Source organism: Paenibacillus sp. FSL R5-0749 (assembly GCF_038595085.1).
Lineage (GTDB): Bacteria > Bacillota > Bacilli > Paenibacillales > Paenibacillaceae > Paenibacillus.
This window is the reverse complement of record NZ_CP152005.1, coordinates 3,447,030-3,465,836: the sequence shown is the minus strand read 5'-3', so window position 1 is coordinate 3,465,836 and position 18,807 is coordinate 3,447,030. Positions and strand designations below refer to the sequence as shown.

The 18,807-nt window shown below is 47.8% G+C and carries 15 protein-coding genes; 7 read left to right on the top strand and 8 right to left on the bottom strand.

The window, feature by feature from the left end:
* Nucleotides 1-167: 167 nt before the first annotated feature.
* The gene (locus MKY85_RS15265) at nt 168-1,040 is read left to right on the top strand and encodes an AraC family transcriptional regulator (RefSeq protein ID WP_339255308.1); all 873 of its coding nucleotides are present in this window, start codon (nt 168-170) and stop codon (nt 1,038-1,040) included.
* A 131-nt stretch (nt 1,041-1,171) separates the two neighbouring features.
* Here MKY85_RS15265 and MKY85_RS15260 read toward each other — a convergent pair whose 3' ends face one another.
* Complete coding sequence (locus tag MKY85_RS15260) at nt 1,172-1,909, bottom strand: SDR family NAD(P)-dependent oxidoreductase (protein ID WP_342569936.1); 738 nt, start codon at nt 1,907-1,909, stop codon at nt 1,172-1,174.
* 176 nt (nt 1,910-2,085) lie between these two features.
* On the opposite strand from MKY85_RS15260, the gene MKY85_RS15255 reads away from it, so the two are divergent.
* Entirely contained in the window at nt 2,086-2,700 is a 615-nt protein-coding gene (locus tag MKY85_RS15255) for a TetR/AcrR family transcriptional regulator (RefSeq protein ID WP_339233600.1), read from the top strand.
* Between the two features lie 23 nt (nt 2,701-2,723).
* On the opposite strand, the gene MKY85_RS15250 is transcribed toward MKY85_RS15255, so the two are convergent.
* A complete protein-coding gene (locus MKY85_RS15250; RefSeq protein ID WP_342569934.1) occupies nt 2,724-4,793 on the bottom strand; it encodes a helix-turn-helix domain-containing protein in 2,070 nt (689 codons plus the stop codon).
* A 146-nt stretch (nt 4,794-4,939) separates the two neighbouring features.
* Between MKY85_RS15250 and MKY85_RS15245 the strand changes: the two genes are divergently transcribed.
* The 4 genes from MKY85_RS15245 (at nt 4,940) to sdaAA (ending at nt 9,313) form a co-directional block, all read left to right on the top strand.
* Nucleotides 4,940-6,184 (top strand): MFS transporter, encoded by a 1,245-nt coding sequence (locus MKY85_RS15245; protein WP_342569932.1) that lies wholly within the window; start codon nt 4,940-4,942, stop codon nt 6,182-6,184.
* A gap of 93 nt (nt 6,185-6,277) precedes the next feature.
* On the top strand, nt 6,278-7,720 hold the full coding sequence (locus MKY85_RS15240) for a M20 family metallopeptidase (RefSeq protein ID WP_342569931.1): 1,443 nt from the start codon (nt 6,278-6,280) through the stop codon (nt 7,718-7,720).
* Between the two features lie 4 nt (nt 7,721-7,724).
* Nucleotides 7,725-8,393: an L-serine ammonia-lyase, iron-sulfur-dependent subunit beta gene (gene sdaAB / locus MKY85_RS15235; RefSeq protein ID WP_342569930.1), complete on the top strand. Its 669-nt coding sequence runs from the start codon at nt 7,725-7,727 to the stop codon at nt 8,391-8,393.
* A 44-nt stretch (nt 8,394-8,437) separates the two neighbouring features.
* A complete protein-coding gene (sdaAA, locus tag MKY85_RS15230) occupies nt 8,438-9,313 on the top strand; it encodes an L-serine ammonia-lyase, iron-sulfur-dependent, subunit alpha (protein ID WP_342569929.1) in 876 nt (291 codons plus the stop codon).
* A gap of 132 nt (nt 9,314-9,445) precedes the next feature.
* On the opposite strand, the gene MKY85_RS15225 is transcribed toward sdaAA, so the two are convergent.
* From MKY85_RS15225 to MKY85_RS15205, 5 genes are all read right to left on the bottom strand, one after another.
* Entirely contained in the window at nt 9,446-9,796 is a 351-nt protein-coding gene (locus MKY85_RS15225) for an SH3 domain-containing protein (protein ID WP_339255301.1), read from the bottom strand.
* 182 nt (nt 9,797-9,978) lie between these two features.
* Nucleotides 9,979-11,634: a glycoside hydrolase family 43 protein gene (locus MKY85_RS15220; protein ID WP_342569928.1), complete on the bottom strand. Its 1,656-nt coding sequence runs from the start codon at nt 11,632-11,634 to the stop codon at nt 9,979-9,981.
* 62 nt (nt 11,635-11,696) lie between these two features.
* Nucleotides 11,697-13,673: a YjhG/YagF family D-xylonate dehydratase gene (locus MKY85_RS15215; RefSeq protein WP_342569927.1), complete on the bottom strand. Its 1,977-nt coding sequence runs from the start codon at nt 13,671-13,673 to the stop codon at nt 11,697-11,699.
* A 16-nt stretch (nt 13,674-13,689) separates the two neighbouring features.
* Nucleotides 13,690-15,156, bottom strand: a complete 1,467-nt coding sequence (gene gucD / locus MKY85_RS15210; protein WP_339255296.1) for an alpha-ketoglutaric semialdehyde dehydrogenase GucD — start codon at nt 15,154-15,156, stop codon at nt 13,690-13,692.
* 20 nt (nt 15,157-15,176) lie between these two features.
* Complete coding sequence (locus MKY85_RS15205; protein ID WP_342569925.1) at nt 15,177-16,052, bottom strand: fumarylacetoacetate hydrolase family protein; 876 nt, start codon at nt 16,050-16,052, stop codon at nt 15,177-15,179.
* 250 nt (nt 16,053-16,302) lie between these two features.
* Here MKY85_RS15205 and MKY85_RS15200 point away from each other — a divergent pair, with 250 nt between their 5' ends.
* The gene (locus MKY85_RS15200; protein WP_339233587.1) at nt 16,303-17,217 is read left to right on the top strand and encodes an AraC family transcriptional regulator; all 915 of its coding nucleotides are present in this window, start codon (nt 16,303-16,305) and stop codon (nt 17,215-17,217) included.
* Between the two features lie 108 nt (nt 17,218-17,325).
* Here MKY85_RS15200 and MKY85_RS15195 read toward each other — a convergent pair whose 3' ends face one another.
* Nucleotides 17,326-18,747, bottom strand: coding sequence for a family 43 glycosylhydrolase (locus MKY85_RS15195; protein WP_342569922.1), 1,422 nt, complete (start codon nt 18,745-18,747; stop codon nt 17,326-17,328).
* Nucleotides 18,748-18,807: the final 60 nt, after the last annotated feature.

The window sequence follows — 18,807 nt, the reverse complement described above, 5'->3', positions numbered from 1 at the left end:
AACAGTTCGATCCTGCCCTGCTTGTTGTCATAGGGACACAATTTACAGCCACCTCCTCTTTATGTTACCGCTTACATTTATCTTACAGGTCTAAAAAAAGACAGACAATCTAAAAAATGTGACGTATTATATAAAATAATTGACTTTTTCAGGAAGGAGATTCACGTATGGTTCATACGGTATCTTACGCTTTTCGTAATGACGATACATCAATCATGACACTGGACTCTATTGGATGGCAGATCGTTTCGAGCGAGGAATATCGTTGTCCCAGTGATGATAGACCGGACCCGGGACACGTTGTTTTTCAATACACACTTAATGGTCAAGGTTATCTGGATATTGATAATCAAACGATTCCTTTACCCAAGGGACATGCCCTACTTGTTAAAATCTCCGGAGAACATTGCTATTACTATAAACAAGAGAATAACGAACCATGGGAATTTATATGGATTAACATTCGCGGGGATGAAGCCAACCGAATTTGGGATATGATCCATGATAATGAGGGACATGTCATTCGACGAAACGCAGATTCTCCCTTGATTCAAGAGTTATGGCAAATCATCCATTTGATTCATCAGGATAAAGTCACCGACAAGTATCGTTTGTCTATGCAAATCTACCGCTGGTTGCTAATCTTGGTGCAGACGAGTCGGGATGCGGAGAGGGATATTGGTGCCCTTTCCATAACAACAATCGAGAAATGTAAAAAGTTCATCCGGGAGAATTATGCTTCTCCGTTAACGTTAGATCTGCTGGCCAGTCATTGCGATATCAATAAACACTACTTGTGCAGGTTATTTCAGAGATCGGAGAAAACATCACCGCTCGCCTATCTCAAAGACAGACGCATTGAGGTAGCAGTTAGACTTCTCCGCACAACGGAACTTCCGATTTCCCAAATTGGTCAACAATGCGGCTTTGAGAGCCCAAGCTATTTCGGCAAAGTTTTTCGGCAATATATGTCCATGTCACCCAAAGAATATCGCTTGAATAAGTTGGAGTTTCCTTATGAGGCCATCTATTATGAGTAGCTAAACGGGCTATTTGCTAGTTGTCATTGGCTCGGGAACTGCTCTTATACCAATAAAATAAAAAAAGCCGCTAGATTAGCGACTTTTAATGGAACTATGTTCTTTCTTGTGTGCTTTGACAATTGCTACACTTATTGTGCAGTGTATCCTCCATCAATGATCAGGCTGTTTCCTGTCATATAGGAAGAATCATCGCTAGCGAGGAACAGAACGGCTTTCGCCATCTCTTCTGCTTGACCAAGACGTTTCATCGGTGTTAATGCAGCAAGTGCTTGTTTGCTCTCTTCCGGGATAATCGGTGTATCGATGAAGCCTGGGCAAAGGGAGTTCACCCGAATATTCTGCTCAGCATACTCCAGCGCGAGGGAACGAGTCAGATTCACAACGCCACCTTTAGCTGCATTGTAAGCTGCTGAACCAGGCGAACCAACCCATCCGTACATGGATGCCGTGTTGACGATTGTGCCGCCGCCAATTTTCAGCATTTCGCGAATTGATTCACGAGCCACCAAGAAAACGCCGTCCAGATCAACATTGACCGTATTACGCCATTCGGCGTAGTCAAGCTCATGCGTTGGATGAACTCGTCCGATTCCCGCATTGTTGAATACGATATCCACTTGACCGAAGGCTTGGACGGTTTGTTTGAACATCTCGGCAACCTCTTCTTCACTCGTGATGTTTGCTTTGATAAAGAGAGCTTCCGCATTAAGCGCTTTCAGTTCCTGTTCGAACGCCTTGCCTTTTTCTTCATTCAGATCGACCAAAACCACTTTGGCTCCCTCGGAAACGAACAGGCGAGCTGTTGCTGCGCCGATTCCGGATGCTCCTCCTGTAATAATTGCTACTTTATCCTGTAGTTTGCCCATGAATAAATCCCCCAGTATAATATTTTGAATAGCGCCTATATAAATAGTGCTATATGATGTTTACAAAACTAATTCTATGCTTAAAGTTGTAACATTCCAATCATTAAGATATGACCAAGTGTCTACCTCGTGGACACTTCATAAAAATATGTCTATATTTATAGGAGTTTTTTCGAATGAATAATGAACTTATTGTGACAGCTCAACATCGTAATCGAACCAAGGAGCACCTAAAAACCGCTCTGATTCAGCTCATTAAGAAAAAAGGCTTTCATGGTGTGTCTGTCAAGGACATCGTTGATCAGGCGGGTTACAATCGCAGCACGTTTTATTTACACTACCAGGACAAATATCTTCTCGCTGAAGAATTGCTGAGTACAACACTTCAAGGATTAAGAGGGGCAGTAGGTAGGCCCTATTGGCACGGTCAAAAGGTTTCAACAAACAAGCTGGACGCCGAATCTTTTCAAATCGTGGATTATATCTATGAAAACCGAGACTTCTTCGAACTGATTCAATACGATGACACGTTACCCGGTCTACATACAGGCTTCCCCCAAACTATACTCAAAATCTATCAGGAACAGTTTGTCTTTGAGACGATCAATAACTCCCCGGTGAACATGGACTATTTCAAGTACTATACCGCCTACGGTTTTTTTGGACTATTGAACAATTGGATATTAAGCGGATATCATGAATCACGTGATGTTTTTATCAAGAATGTGATCGAACTGACCAAAACTCATATTCACTCGTTTCATTATGTGGGTGAGACGTTTGATTCATGATCTGGAGTAGGTTAATTTGAAAATCACGATGAACGATATGTCTGCCTTAGATAACAGGCCAGTTGAAGATGAAGCAGATGCTCCTGATTACTCAGGGACATGTCCAGAATCTCTTCGATTTTATGAATACGCTGATACAACGTATTGATATGAATATGAAGTGCTGCCGCAGCCTGGACTGCAGAACTTCCGCAAGCCATATACGTCATGAGGGTTTCCTCTAGTCCACCGGTCTGCCCTTTGGCAGGCCGAAGGGGCTCAAAGATCTCTGCCATAAATGCATTCAAATCCTCAGCCGGTTGCCGGATAAACAATCGATTAACACCAATATCCGTATATCGGATTGTGCCTTGTTCCCCCCTTGTCTTCTGATATGCAAGCGCCTTGTCCGCTTCCTGGTATCCCGTATTAATGGCATCGACTCCAGACCGCACGGAACTTAATCCCCCCAACAATTTCACATGATTACGATGTTCCCATCCCGGCAGCAATGCGCTGAACTGTTGTTCCAGTTTGCCCGGTTTGTTCGATTCTGTCAGCACAAGCAACACTGTAATTCGTCTTTCATTACCAAATGCAATGGGCACCGCTCCTGCTGGCATTTTCTCTCTTAGATACGCTACCAATTGAACAGTCAACGCGCTAAGCGTAGAAGGGTTGACCCACTCCGCAAACTCCAACAGTCCCACCACAATGGCGGTTGAAGGAACGATTCCAATCTCCCCGGACTTCTGCCAGTAATCCTCGGAATCCTGACTGAGCCTTAGATCGTTGAAAAATTGCTGTGTTTTTTTGAAATAAAATTCGGCTAGGGACTGCTTGCGCATCAATTCCAGGGCCAAAATAGAGCTTCCCTGCTCCAGCGCAATTAATTGTAGCGGTTCTAGCTTTGTGTTCATCTGGATAATGAGATAACCCAGGCACTGATTGGCTGAAGCAATGGGATACAGATATTGATACGGCCGGTCAGCTTCCCCCTCGATACACGTCAGATAATCCGGATGGTGCAAGGATTCGTACAAGGTGCGAAGACTTTCCGTATTCCAGCCGTTCATGACTTTGTTTCGTTTTGGAATCCATTCATTGTCGATAAAATCCACAAAGGTCATCGGTACGCCAATAACACGCACCAGTTCGTTAACGATCGATAACGCGCCCTTATTTTGCAACGAAAGGCGCATGAGTGAGGAGTGAATCTCATCTCGTTTCATGAGTGTTGCGTTCTGTTTGCTCAGGTTCTCGTACAGTTTGGCATTCGTGATGGCAATTGAAACCTGATCAGCAAAACTTTGCAGGAGCCGCACATCTGACTCCGTGAATAGGGGGACCTTCCCTTTTTGATAAACGATTAACACACAATCCGATTGGCCTTCCACCTTGATCGGCACCGAAATGATTGAACCTATATTTTGAAAATTGTACGCCGAATTCAGATGATATTTGTTGTCCATTGTCATGTTGCCAAAATCATCTTCTACTGAGGATAAACCGTTATAGAGCTTCGGTGTACCTCGCTTAAAGGTGTTCCCAATGATCCCTTCACCTGGCTTCAGTTTCATTCTTAGCATGCCTTCGCCCATCTCCCCTGCTCTTGCCTTAACCGTCAATGCGTCGATTGCAGGGTCATACCTCCACAACACACCAATGCATTCATAAGGGATAACCGATAGTGCACTTACCAGAATCCGCCCAAGCAACTCGTTCAGATCCAGAAGTTGAGTCACGTCCCTAATGCTGTTCATGATTTCATTCAAAGCACGTTCATTCTTGTTTGCGACAGCTTCCGTATAGTATGGGTATAGCAAAGACGACAGTGTAACTAAATCTTCCGCAGAAAACTCCAAATTCTTAAAAACCCGGATAGCCACACATATATTGTTATTGTATGGAATGAAAACTAACATAACTTCTTCTGATTCCTGTTCTACTTTGGGATGCTGCAGTGGAAGATGTTCTACAAAAAAAGGCGGTGTCCCTTCTCTACTGCCGATCGCTTCAATCAGTACCCAATCCGTCCAGTTACTACTGATCCATACCTCATAATCGCAATTCCCCAAGCGTTCCTGCAAGACTTTATGTAAGATTCCATTCAACCTAGCCGCCTCCTGTCAATGTAGGTTTTCACATCTTGATTCAGATAATTATACAGAGATATACATTGTCTTGAAACCCCTACATCATGTAACTTTAAAGCAACACAGAAATTTAGTTAACATTTGATGAGAAAGAAGGTAACGCGATGTCTAAAATCATGCACAGTAAAAACTTCAAGTACATTGTTCTCACTCTCTTGTTTCTCGGCTGGTGTCTTGGCAACCTGGACCGCTTTGTCATCAACTATGCCATTGTCGGCATTACTCAGGATCTGGGCCTTGGTGCTTCCGCACAAGGAATCATCCTCAGCAGCTTTTTTCTGGGATATGCCATTATGCAAATTCCAGGCGGAGCCCTTGCCGACCGTTTCGGTTATCGCAAAGTTATTCTCGTTTCCTTATTCTCCTGGTCCGTATTTACTATTTTGACTGGTTCAGCCTGGTCGCTGTTCTCTCTCATCTTTGTTCGTTTCCTGTTTGGTATCGGAGAAGGCAGCTTCTTCCCTTCCGGTTCCAAGGCGATTGCCACGAATTTTCCCGTTAATCAGCGAAGTAGAGCCATGTCCATTATGCTGTCATCGGCAGCCATTATGGGGGTAATTACTCCGATTCTTACCGGACATGCCCTTGTGACCATTGGCTGGCGCAACCTGTTCTATATCATTGGTGCAGGGGGCATCCTCATCACAGCCTTGATGTTCTTTTTATTAAAAGAACCCGCCAAGCCTGCACTTTCGGCCTCCAGCTCGGGTCTACCACCCAAAACGTCGCTGAAAACCGTCCTGAAGACACCCATGATCTGGAATTTGTTCATCAGCTACTTCAGCATTTATGCAGTGAACTGGGGGCTTCAATCCTGGATGCCGACGTATATGGTCAATGTCCGAGGACTGGATATGACTCAGATGGGACTACTCGCTGCGATTCCGGCTTTGGTCAGCATTTTCACCATGATTCTCAGTGGCTACGTGCTTGACCGCATTCCCGCTGGCAAAGATCGAATGATCGCTTCCGTGTTCGGTGTACTTGTGGCCTTGTTCCTGTATCTGATGGGCTCCGCGGGCAGCATCACCACATTCATTACGTACATGACAATCGTTACGGCAATGGCCGGATTTATCTCAACACTGATCATTTCAAAGTCCCTTAAAACGATGCCCGAATCTGTCGTTGCGACAGCCAATGGATTCATCAATACAGGTGCACAGCTTGCAGGTTTCCTCACTCCGATGCTGATCGGATTCCTGGTTGAAGCCTCCGGGGGGTCTTACGCCACTGCCTTCATCATGCTGATCGCTTTTGCGCTGATCTGCTCCATTACACTGATGTTCTCCCGTCGTTCGAATTCGGATCAGGGTAACACGACTGAGATGCAAGCAAAAGCGGTCTAAACATACGAGTTTGCAGCCACATGCTGCTTCGATATTTAGTGCAGGTTTATACTACAAACCAACCATTTTAACGAATAAGGGGTGCTATGAATTATGACTACAACTGTAGATTTGACCCAATATCTCTCGGAAGCCATTGAAGGAAAACGCAATATGTTCACCAATGCCAGTGACCAAATCTGGGAGTTTGCAGAGACCCGATTCGATGAATTCCAATCAGCAGAGCTGCTCATGGGGATACTGGAATCCGAAGGCTTCGCGATCGAGAAAGGTGTGGCAGGATTAGAAACTGGATTTATTGCTTCGTATGGTTCAGGCCTGCCCGTCATTGCTCTCTTAGGCGAATACGATGCGCTGGCTGATCTCAGCCAGGAAGCCGGAATCAGTACATATCAACCTGTTCAACCGCGGGGAAACGGTCATGGATGCGGGCATAATCTGCTCGGCATCGGTGCATTGGCTGCAGCAGTGGCTGTCAAAGACTATCTCCAGGAACATCCGGAGACCCCCGGTACGGTGCGCTTTTATGGATGTCCCGCCGAGGAAAGTGGATATGGTAAAACCTATCTGGCTCGGGAAGGTTATTTTAAAGATGTAGATGCTGCCCTCTCCTGGCACCCTCATTCTATGAATGCCGTTATGCATGGAAGCTCCAATGCAGTCATTCACGGTACATTTACCTTCAAAGGTATTAGTGCTCATGCTGCTGCCGCTCCTCACCTGGGACGTAGTGCTCTCGATGCGGTTGAGCTGATGAATATCGGTTCGAATTATATGCGGGAACACATGATTGATCAGGCCAGAATTCATTATGCGATCACGAACTCAGGCGGCTTGGCACCCAATGTAGTACAAGCAGAAGCCGAGGTCACGTATCTCGTTCGAGCTCCCAAGAGCGCACAGGTACGCAATCTGTTTGAACGTCTGGTAAAAGTGGCAGAAGGCGCTGCCTTGATGACCGAAACAACGATGGACTTCAGATATGAAGGCGCCTGCGCCAACCTGATTCCGAACAGTACGCTTGAAAATGTGATGCATCAGCATCTCGTTGCCTTCGGTGCTCCTGATTATGAAGAGAATGAATACAATTATGCCAAAGAGATCTATGACACGCTGCCGCTCCAAAATCAGCAGGAAGCTGGCGCGTTAGTTGGTCCTGAGCTTGCTCCTCTTCTGGCCGAACGGCCGCTGCCGAACTTTATTGCCCCTTATTCGGATGAGAAGGAAACATTCATGGGTGGTTCAACCGATGTAGCCGATGTCAGCTGGAATGTGCCGACGGCGCAGTGTATTACAACGACGATGGCATTTGGAACGCCGCTTCACGCATGGCAGACCGTTGCTCAGGGTAAGAGCAGCTTTGCTCACAAGGGTATGTTGCTCGCAGCCAAAGCAATGGCGGCTACGGCTATTGAGTCCATTTTACATCCAGAGATCATCAAGGAAGCACAACAGGAATTACGGGACAGACTCGGCGGAGAAGCCTATGATTGCCTCGTTCCTGCAGATGTGCAACCGCCGAAACGGGGAGAATAAGACTGTGAGGTTCAAAGACGTATTTTCGATTATCGGTCCAGCCATGGTTGGACCTTCAAGCTCCCATACCGCTGGAGCTGCACGGATTGGACGGACGGCTAGACATCTGTTCGGGGAATGTCCTTCACATGCGGAGATACTCATGTTTGGTTCTTTTGCCGCAACGTATAAAGGACATGGAACCGACACCGCCATTGTCGGCGGTCTGCTGGACATGGACACGGATGACCCCGGACTTCCTGATGCATTTGCCCATGCAGAGACTGTTGGTATGAAAACCATCATCCGTCCGGGGACAGGCCTGTACCCTCATCCGAACACGGTCGAGATTGCATTAACCAACGCTGCAGGAGATCGCACATTGAATATGGTAGGCACGTCGATCGGTGGGGGAAATATCGAAATCGTCCGAATCAACGGCTACAACCTGAAGTTGACGGCGCTCTATCCTACTCTCATCATTCGTCACAGCGATGAACCTGGTGTCATTGCTGTCGTTACTCGACTGCTCGTGGATAATCGCATCAATATTGGACATATGTCTGTGGATCGAAAGAACCGACGCGGTGAGGCCATGATGGTGCTGGAATGCGATGGCAAGATGAATTCTGCCGTGGTCCAACAAATCGAAGCCATTCGAGAGGTTCAGGAAGTCACTCTACTCTCTCTTTAGCTTAAATATCTAACTTCAGTTATACCAAAAAGGAGCTTGCGCCAATGAATTTCCGAACTTTAAAACAACTTGCTGAATTGGCGGAGACCCGCAACCTCCGCCTCGGCCAGCTTATGTTGGAAGAGCAATGTCATGAGTCTGGCGAAAACAAGGACGCAGTTTTCGGCCAAATGCGTGAGTATTACGGAATTATGAAAAGTGCAGTTCATCAAGGTCTTCACACCGATACAACTTCCAAAAGCGGATTGACTGGCGGAGATGCCCGCAAACTGATGGCTTACCGTGCAGATGGGCAACCCTTGCTTGGCGACCATGCCAGTCTGTCGATGAGTTACGCGCTTGCGGTGTCCGAGGTCAACGCTTCCATGGGCCGAATTATTGCTACACCGACGGCGGGTTCTTGCGGCATTATTCCCGGGGTATTTATTAGCAGTCAGGAGCGGTTTGGATGGACGGATGAACAAATGGTCTATGGTCTGTTCGCATCTGGAGCTATTGGTTACGTCATTGCCAACAATTCGTTCATCTCTGGTGCGGAAGGTGGCTGTCAGGCTGAAGTAGGTTCTGCCATCGGGATGGCAGCTGGTGCATTGGTGGAAATCCGAGGCGGGTCCCCTTCTCAGTCTATCCACGCCGTTGGACTTGCTCTGAAAAACACGCTTGGCCTGATTTGTGATCCGGTTGCTGGCTTGGTTGAAATCCCTTGTATTGTTCGCAACGGATTTGGGGCGATTACAGCGCTGGGAGCTGCCGATATGGCTCTTGCTGGCGTACGCAGCATTATCCCTTCGGATGAAGTAGTACAGGTTATGCTGGAGGTCGGATCAGCCATGCCCGAATCCCTTCGCGAAACAGCCGGCGGTGGCCTCGCTCAGACACCAACGGGACGCAAAATCACAAGGGATTTACAGCACAAATAAAAAACGGGCATGCATTACACGAAAGGAATAAAATCCTCAAGGTAAATGCATGCCTAATCACGAACTAGACCATTACAACTGCGAAATATCCCCATTTATGATCTAGAGTAAGTTTCTCTATGCCTTACATTATTATTCGGATGGAATCAATACCTTATTTGGTAACCAGCCCTTTTCACCCTCTGCGGTATGAACAAAACTCCATTCATTTAGTTCAAATTCTTTTGTAACGATGATACCGGGTTTTACGGTTAATTCGTGTGCTGAATAATCTGATAATGCAGTCGCGATCTGTTCTTCATTGGGAGTGCTTAATATTTGCTTCGGTACCCAGCCGCTTTTTTTAGAATGTACGGATTCACAGAAAATCCAGTTGGGGAATTCAGTATCTTCTCTCCCATATAGGACCGTATCTCCTTTAGCTAAAACGATGGGATCAGGATAGTTTGAATTATGGGGTTGAACAACTTTATATAATTTCATAATATGCCTCCAACTATTATATTCGACCTGTTACCGACAAACATAATATCATATTATTATGTAGTTATTCATCCCTATTTTATAAAGCAGCGCCCCCTTCACAAGGGAGCGCTGCTTTATCCGAATAGAAATATTTTATCACGAGTTCACCTTATAACATTTGGGCAATATCACACAATCTTCTAATTTCTTGATAACTCTCCAGACACACCATCCGCAGAATCTATATGGCTTAATGCATTCACTTCATGCTTTGTTTCTCTATACACAAAGTAATCAAAATCGGCATGTTTTCGAGTTCCACCGAGATCCTGCACACAAAGTCCGATGTAGGTTCCCGTAAACCGAATATACTCCGGAGATTCATCGCACAGATGTGTGATATCAACCCACTCGCCTACATGATTCCAGGATGAATCCTTATTTAACGCATAGTAAAAGCGGGCGCGATCATGATCAACCACTGCTTTTAAGCGAAGCGTATTCACCGACTCTAGCGGAATATCCTCCAACAGTTCGTCATACATCCCGTACTTGGACTGAATAATTCCTAAGCACAGCCCCTTCTCTTCATGATAAGTTACACGTAAATAGAGATAGTCCTTGGTATCGTAGTACAAAATCAATCCTGCCATCTGCTGTGGATGATCCGGCGCAAATTCCAGAACTGTTTCGGCTTCACACTCAAACGTTTGCAATCTTCGCGCGATCATGCTTTGCCTATGTGTTGAACTCATCGACTCCATACCGTGCAAGCGCAAGTAACCGGGACGTTCCGACAAGCTGAGCCAAGTCGGGTCGGGTGGAATGCGAAGAGTATTCCAGTCATTCCGAAGCTCGGATTGATCAAAATGATCCATTTCAGCTAACGGTTCAAACGGATGTGCCGTAATCTTCGGTGCAATGACCTGGACCTCGGGATACCGGTTACCGCTCGCAAGCCTCAGCCAGCCGTCCTCGCTCCACGTACACGGCTGAAGTGCGGTCTCACGTCCAAGAATGCAATATTTTTGATGAACGGGTCGTCCAACCAGATGAGCCATGTACCATTCGCCGGTATGTGTTTCAACAAGACTGCCGTGGCCTGCCTTCTGCAGAACCAAATCCGTTCTGCCATATGAAGTAAGGATCGGATTGGCAGGATCAACCTCGTAAGGGCCTTGTAGTGTCCGGGAACGTGCTACTGTAACCGCATGCTCATAACCGGTTCCCCCTTCAGCCGTAATGAGATAATAATAGTCCTTGTGTTTATACAGATGAGGTGCTTCGGTTAATCCTAAAGCGGTTCCTTCAAAAATGTTCTTGGCTGGCCCGACCAGCTTTTGCTCCCCAACCGAATACTCCTGCAGAACGATGCCTGCAAACCGGTTTTTGCCCTTGCGGTGATCCCATATCATATTGACCAGCCACTTCCGTCCGTCCTCATCATGAAACAGGGAAGGATCAAAACCGCTACTGTTGAGATATATCGGTTCGGACCAAGGCCCTTCAATATCGGTTGCTGTCACAAGGTAATTGTGAGTGTCTTTAAAGGCGCCTACCCGGCTTTTGACATCGGTGTAGATCAGGTAAAACACGCCGTTGTCATAACTGAGACATGGCGCCCATACACCTCCGGAGTTAATGTTGCCCTCCATGTTCAACTGCGTTGCACGAGTCAGCGGTGAAGCGATTGGTCGCCAATGAACCAGATCTCGCGAATGGTGTATGCGTACACCGGGGAACCATTCGAAGGTGGACGTGGCGATATAATAATCTTCTCCCGCCCGGCATATGGACGGATCTGGATGAAATCCGGGGAGGATGGGATTGGTGATCATTTTCTTGATACTGTTCATGGAAGAAACCTCCGGTATGAAAGTGATGATCTGTACAACAGCAGATACACGAAAGGTAGAAATCAGTACCAGCCCAGCGCTTTTTTGCCGGCTTCCAGAGCAGTTATAATTCGCTCTACATCGTATACATTGCCTCTCCATGTTCCGCCGCTGACAGATTGCAGCGCAGCCCAGAGCTTTGTATCGTCCGGCAAAGCTTCATCAGGCCGCATATCCGGATGGAAGGTCCTTTGTGCCAGGATGAGAGCACCTTCTTCCGGCGAAACCTCAATTTCTCCTTCTCCGACAAAGTTAATGCTGCCCTCCAGCGTGCTCCGATCCACCACGATGTCAATCAGATCTCCGTTCCGCAGCTTGCCAATTGGTCCGCCTGCCAGCGCTTCGGGGCCAACATGACCAATACACGCACCGGTGGAAACACCGGAGAACCGGGCATCCGTAATCAGTGACACGTATTTGCCAAAAGACAAATGCTTAAGCGCAGAGGTTAACTGGTACGTCTCCTCCATTCCTGTTCCGGATGGACCTCGTCCGAGCAGCACGACCACATCCCCAGCCGAGATACCTCCGGTCTTAATCGCACGGATCGCCTCGCGTTCGGTGGTAAATACCTTGGCTCTGCCACGATGACGGTACACGCCATTCTCATCCAGCACAGCAGGATCAATAGAGGTGGATTTGATGACAGAACCTTCCGGAGCGATGTTTCCGGTTGGAAATGTTACGGTCGAAGAGATGCCAAGCTGCTGGGCGTGTTCTACACTCATGATGACACTGTCCGGATCGATGCCGTCCTGCTCTTTCAACTGCTTCCGCATGAGATGACGGCGTTCCGACGATTCCCACCAATCCAGCACCTGTCCCAATGACGTCCCTGTAACCGTTGGTACAGACTCATCCAACAGACCAAGCTGTCTGAGGTGAAGCATAACCTCTGGTACACCTCCGGCCTGAAAGACGCGAATGGTCGGGTAAAAGATGGGACCGTTAGGCAGGGCACTAACCAGCCTTGGAACATTCTTGTTGACCTGTATCCAGTCCTGTACCGTAGGCACGGTTAAACCAGCCGCATGGGCTATCGCCGGTATGTGAAGAAGCAGATTGGTCGATCCGCCAAACGCAGCGTGCACGGTCATGGCATTGCGAATGGATGCATCCGTGACGATGTCTGCCATCCTCATTCCCTGAGACTCCATATGGATGAGTGCGCGTGACGATTGGCGCGCCATTTCAATCCAGACGGGCTGCCCGGAAGGTGCAAGCGCGGCATGTGGTACTGTCATGCCCATGGCCTCTGCTACGACCTGGGCTGTTGCGGCGGTACCTAGAAACTGACAGCCTCCTCCCGGTGTAGCGCACGCGCGGCATCCTAAGTCCGACGCCATTTCGAGCGAAAGTTCCCCGCTGACGTATCGTGCACCGATGGTCTGAATTTTACCAGCGTCCTCTCCATCGGTAGGTGGAAGCGTGACGCCACCGGGAACAATTACACCAGGCAATTGCGGCATACCGGCAAGCGCGAGCATCATTGCCGGTAGACCTTTGTCACAAGTAGCGACACCCAGCACCCCTTTACGTGTCGGCAGCGAGCGAATCAGTCTGCGAAATACCATGGCAGCATCGTTCCGGTAAGGAAGCGAGTCGAACATGCCGGTCGTTCCCTGTGATCTGCCGTCACACGGATCACTGACATAGCCGGCAAACGGGATTCCTCCTCGGCTTGACAGTTCTTCTGCGGCAGCTTTCATCAGTAGACCGACCTCCCAGTGACCCGTATGGTAACCGAGGGCTGTGGGACTACCATCCTCGTTGCGAATGCCGCCTTGTGTACTTAAGATCAGAAATTGTTTTCCGTTCAATTCCCCAGGTTTCCATCCCATTCCAACATTCTGGGACATGCCGAACAAGTCGCCACTTGGAGCATTTCGCAGTAAATCATCCGTTAATGGCAGCCGTCCGGCAGCCCCTGGAGCATGTGCTATGATATCGAAGCAGTTGGCTTCCTTCTCCCCCATAATCGACGTAATCTGTTCGTGCATGATAGCCCCCCACAGTTTATGACTTCACGAAGACCGTTTTGATGGCGGTGAAAAACTCGATAGCCGCTTGCCCCTGTTCTCTGGAATGTGAACTTGACATCTTCATTCCACCGAACGGAGCTTGCAGCTCTACGCCGGCCGTTTCTGCATTAATTCTGACAAGTCCTGCATCCATGTCCCGGATGAAGGACAGCATCGCCCCTACGTTCTGAGTATAGATGGAAGCACTTAAGCCGTAGTCGCTGTCATTCGCCGCTTCAATCGCTTCCTCCAGGGAATCTACTGCAATTAAGGCCAGAACCGGACCGAAGATTTCTTCCCGGGCAATGGACATATGGGATTCGACCCCTTCAAATACAGTCGGTTGCACATAGAATCCCTCTTCCAGTCCGGGACCGTCTCCTCTTTTTCCGCCAGCAAGCAGAACGGCACCTTCATCCTGACCTTTTTGGATATAACTCAGCACCGTATTGAGTTGTCCTTCACTCGCACATGGACCCATCCAGCTTCCAGCAGACATGCCGTCACCCAGCCGAATTTCCTGGATTTGCGAGAGCAGTTTTTCTTTAAAGGCATCGTATACGTTTCGTTCAATGATGACCTTACTGGTAGCTGTACATTTTTGCCCTGTTGATTTCAATCCACCACTGATGGTGGCTTCGACAGCCAAATCCAGGTCAGCGTCAGCTGCAATGATGATCGGGTTTTTGCCACCCATCTCGAGTTGATACTTGGCCCCACGTGCTAGCGCTGCAGCACCGACCCGTTTCCCCACTTCATTGGAACCCGTGAACGTTATTCCTCCCACATCCGGATGCTCGGCAAGTGCTGAACCGATCACTGAGCCTCTGCCGCAAATCAGATTAATAACGCCTGCCGGGATACCCGCCTCTTCAAAACATTCCATGACTTTAGCCGCAGTGACCGCAGTTTCCTGAGCCGGCTTCAACACAACTGTATTGCCATAGATTAAGGCCGGAGCCATTTTCCAAATCGGAATGGCTACAGGGAAATTCCAAGGGGCAATAACTCCTACTACGCCAAGGGGTACACGAGTCGTAAACATCAGCGCTTCACTGTCTGTCGAGGGGATAACGTCCCCTGTTTTTCGCATGCCTTCTCCGGCGTAATACCTTAAGATCGCGACACCGCGCATCGTCTCTCCTTTGGCTTCAGGAAGTGTTTTGCCCATTTCCCTGGTCATCGCCTCTGCAACTTCATCGGCCCGACGTTCCAGCACATTTGCTGCCTGAAATAGATAGTTGCCGCGTTCTGCACCCGATAATCTCCGCCATTTTTTTGCTGCTTCCTTCGCCGCTGCGACAGCCCGGTTCAAATCCTCTACGCCGGAAGTGGGTACATAGCCGACAACTTCCTTCCGATTCGCAGGATTGATGCTCGGTTCGGTCTCACCAGATGTGGCCTTCACCCATTCTCCGTTAATATAATTGTTGTACGTCTGCTCCACTTGAAATGCGGTCATAGCCTTATCCTCCTTATAGATTAGTTTGAAATAACAGAATTCACGAGTGTCCCGATATCACTAATGGATATTTCAATCCGGTCTCCGGGTTCAAGTGTAAATTCATTAGGGGGAACGATACTTGTACCTGTCAAAAGAACCGTACCGTCAAACAAATCATTGTCCCTTGCTAAAAAAGAGACCAATTCATCCAGCTTACGGTTTAATTCACTTGTGTTTGCCTCGCTCTTAACAACCAGTTCACCTGCGCGATAAATTTCGCAGACAATGCTGAATGCGTAGGGATTCTGCACCGTTTCTGCCAATCGGATAGCCGGACCGATGGAGCAGGAGTTGCGCCACATTTTGGCTTGTGGCAGATACAGCGGATTCTCCCCTTCAATATCACGGCAGCTCATGTCATTACCGGCAATGTATCCTACAATACTTCCGTCACCCGCAAGCACCAATCCAAGCTCAGGCTCCGGGATCTGCCATGTGGAGTCGCTTCGGAGCGTGACGGCATCATTCGGACCTACCGTTCGTGCTGCCGTGGATTTAAAGAAGATTTCGGGTCTTTCCGCATCGTATACCTTATCGTAAAAGGTCATTGCATCCATTTTTCCATCCGTCGCTTCATAATTTCTCGCTTCCCTGCTTCGTTGATACGTAACACCTGCCGCCCATACTTCCGGGGCATCCACTGGTGTGATCAGGTGTAAGGTAGTCCAATCATCCGTCAGCTTGTTTAATGGTTTAAAAGCGCTTTCAATAAGTTGAACAGGTGATATCCCTTGTTCTTTTGCTTGATGGATCAAAGTCATAAAATCGGCTTGCGGCAAACGATAGGCTTTTTCATCATCCGTAACGGCTGCCAGCCACTTTTGTTGCCCGTCCAGAAATCGAATAATTCGCATTCAAGCTTGCCCCCATTCTCCCTATTGGGTTGATAATATTACCTTAGCACCAGCCAGGTTTCGTGACGATGTTCTAATCACTCCAACGAATTACCCTTTTCACGCATTTTTTTTCTGTTAAGATAAATCTAGATTAGATGAACCAAGGATGATGTACTCATCTCTCGTCCCTGTGTGTATTCTCAGTTCAGTGGATATCAACGAAATGATAAGATGTTGGAGTATAGAAGGATAAGGAGGTTGGGGTGCTGTGGCCAAGCTTTCGGAAGCCGTGTATTTGGGTCGTCTGCCTGATGTTCGCATGTCTTTTCAATTATTGGGGCTACATGCAAGAAAAGTGGATTCAACCTGGACGTATCCATCTCATGAGCATTCAATGTATGAAGTGCACTGGATGATGGACGGCCAGATGAATATGGTTGTTAACGGACAGTTATACAGTCAGACTGTAGGCGATCTTCTGTTCATTCGCCCTGGTATGACGCATTCCTGTACGGGTGCCGGACCGGAGGGGTTCACATACTTTTCCGTGCATTTCAGTGTACAGGATACGTCCTTTTGCAGAGAACTCAACCGTTGCAAAGACATCTATTATCCGGCAAATTCAAATTTGGCTCTGGGGCTGTCCTCTTCCCTGTCTACCTTATATAATCTGGCCACAGAGCATTTGTCGAGTTCGCTATCCTCTTCCAAACAGATGAAGGTACATGCCGCTGTGTTCGAACTGCTCGGTTCCCTGGTCGGACAATTATCTCAGCAAGCATCCGTTACGTTGTCGAGAAAAGAAACCATTGCCCATCAGATTGCTGAGCACATTGAGGATTCGGTGAGATATATCCATCTTCATGGGGAAATTCAGGAGAGCGAGCGAACCTGGATTCAAGATATTGCCAAGTCGCTGAGCATTAGCCCGTCACAGGTTAATCGTATTTTTCGGCAGGTATACGGCATCGCTCCGCGCAAGTTTCTATCTGAAACTCTTCTAAATGAAGCACAGCGCTTGTTAAAACAAACCGACCTGAACATAGACCATATTGCGATGATGCTGGGGTATAAGACCAATGCGCATTTCAGCCGCCAGTTCAAGCGGTGGACAGGCATCGCGCCAAGTGAATTTCGCAGTCATTCGCAGCAGAATGGTGAAGCCACACATTCAGATGACTGAGATGCAGCAATCTCTGAGCCGCATGAAGCTAACCAATACAAAAAGCAGCTACTGGATGTCCAGAAGCTGCTCTATCTTTCTCAGGTATTCGATGTTCTGTTGTAACTTTTACGCTAAAATAAATGCAGCGAGGCTCGCACTTCCCGAACCCCGATATGTAAAATACAACGCCTGTATACCATCCGGAATATTAATTTCGGCTGTATAGGGTTTCCAATGATTAGTGAAATGTACCGGTATTGTACCCAGTGCAGGACCGTCCCATGCTGTTTTGACCTCGAATACCCCGTTACAATATCCACGCACCTTGATCGAGATTTGGCGAATCCCTTTGCAATCAAAATACTTAAACCCTGCCGTTGCGGATTCAACCATGTTGGCAATATAACCGATCTCTTCATCACCATCTCTTCCATCCTGGGTGATCTTCGGAAATCGGCTGTCCAGCCAGGCTCCTGCCCCGAACCCCCCAGTATACCTTTGATCCTCTTGGGTAAAAAGATTGCATGCAAGATACGCAGGGTACTCGCCTCTTCCCTCCAACGGTCTACCGTTTGAGCCGCAGGAGGTCATTTCCACCTGAGGAATGCTGCCGTCCTCTTCAAATGATATCTTCTCAATACAGCCCTGGCGGTTGAATGCGTCACCATTGGTATGACGGTGATAGAAAACATACCAGTCTCCGTTGATCTCTACAATGCTGCCATGGTTATTGCCTCCATAATACATGGGTTTGTCAGCAGGTTTGTAGGAGTCGATATGGAGATCACAGTTGCTTACGATGACGCCCTGATATGTAAATCCTCTATTTGGAAACAGGCTGGTGGCATAACATAATTCATGCATAACGATAGAGGAATATACGAGGTAGTAGGTATCCCCTCTCTTGCGGATGGAAGGCGCTTCGAAAAATTCATGGCCCTCATAACCGCTGCCCTTACTGTAAGGTTCGCTCGGTGCTACGAATACGGGTTCTTCCACAATCGTCAGCATATCTGAACCTAACATCGTGGCCATCGCACCATGTCTTGATGGGTCTCCAGGTGCACAAAAACCGGTATACAGATAGGTATGCGGTCCTTCAGTCATCACGCCGGGATCGAACTGCGGCTCATCCCCATCTCTTTCGCCGAGACGAGTGCCGTCAGCATATTGTACATACCCATAGAATTCATATTTGCCAGCAGGTGTATCACATACAGCCACCGAAACAACGGGTACCTTATCCAACACATAATACAGATAATACCGTCCATCGGGACCCCGCGTAACATCTGGCGCATACAGGCACATATGACCATTTGGATTAAGGGGGTCATCAGTTTTTTGGTAGATTACCCCTTCATTTCGCCAATCCCCAAGGTCATTCACGGGTGCAGACCAGCATACATAATCGTTCAGACAGAAGGCATGTCCGTTAAAACGGTCATGTGAACCATACACATACACTCGTTCATTGAATACATAAGGCTCGCCGTCGGGGACATATTCCCAGGATGGAAGGTATGGATTCAAACCTTGTTTATTCATTCAATGCACACTCCTTATATAAATTGATAGACCATCTATTACACTTACGATTACTTTCGT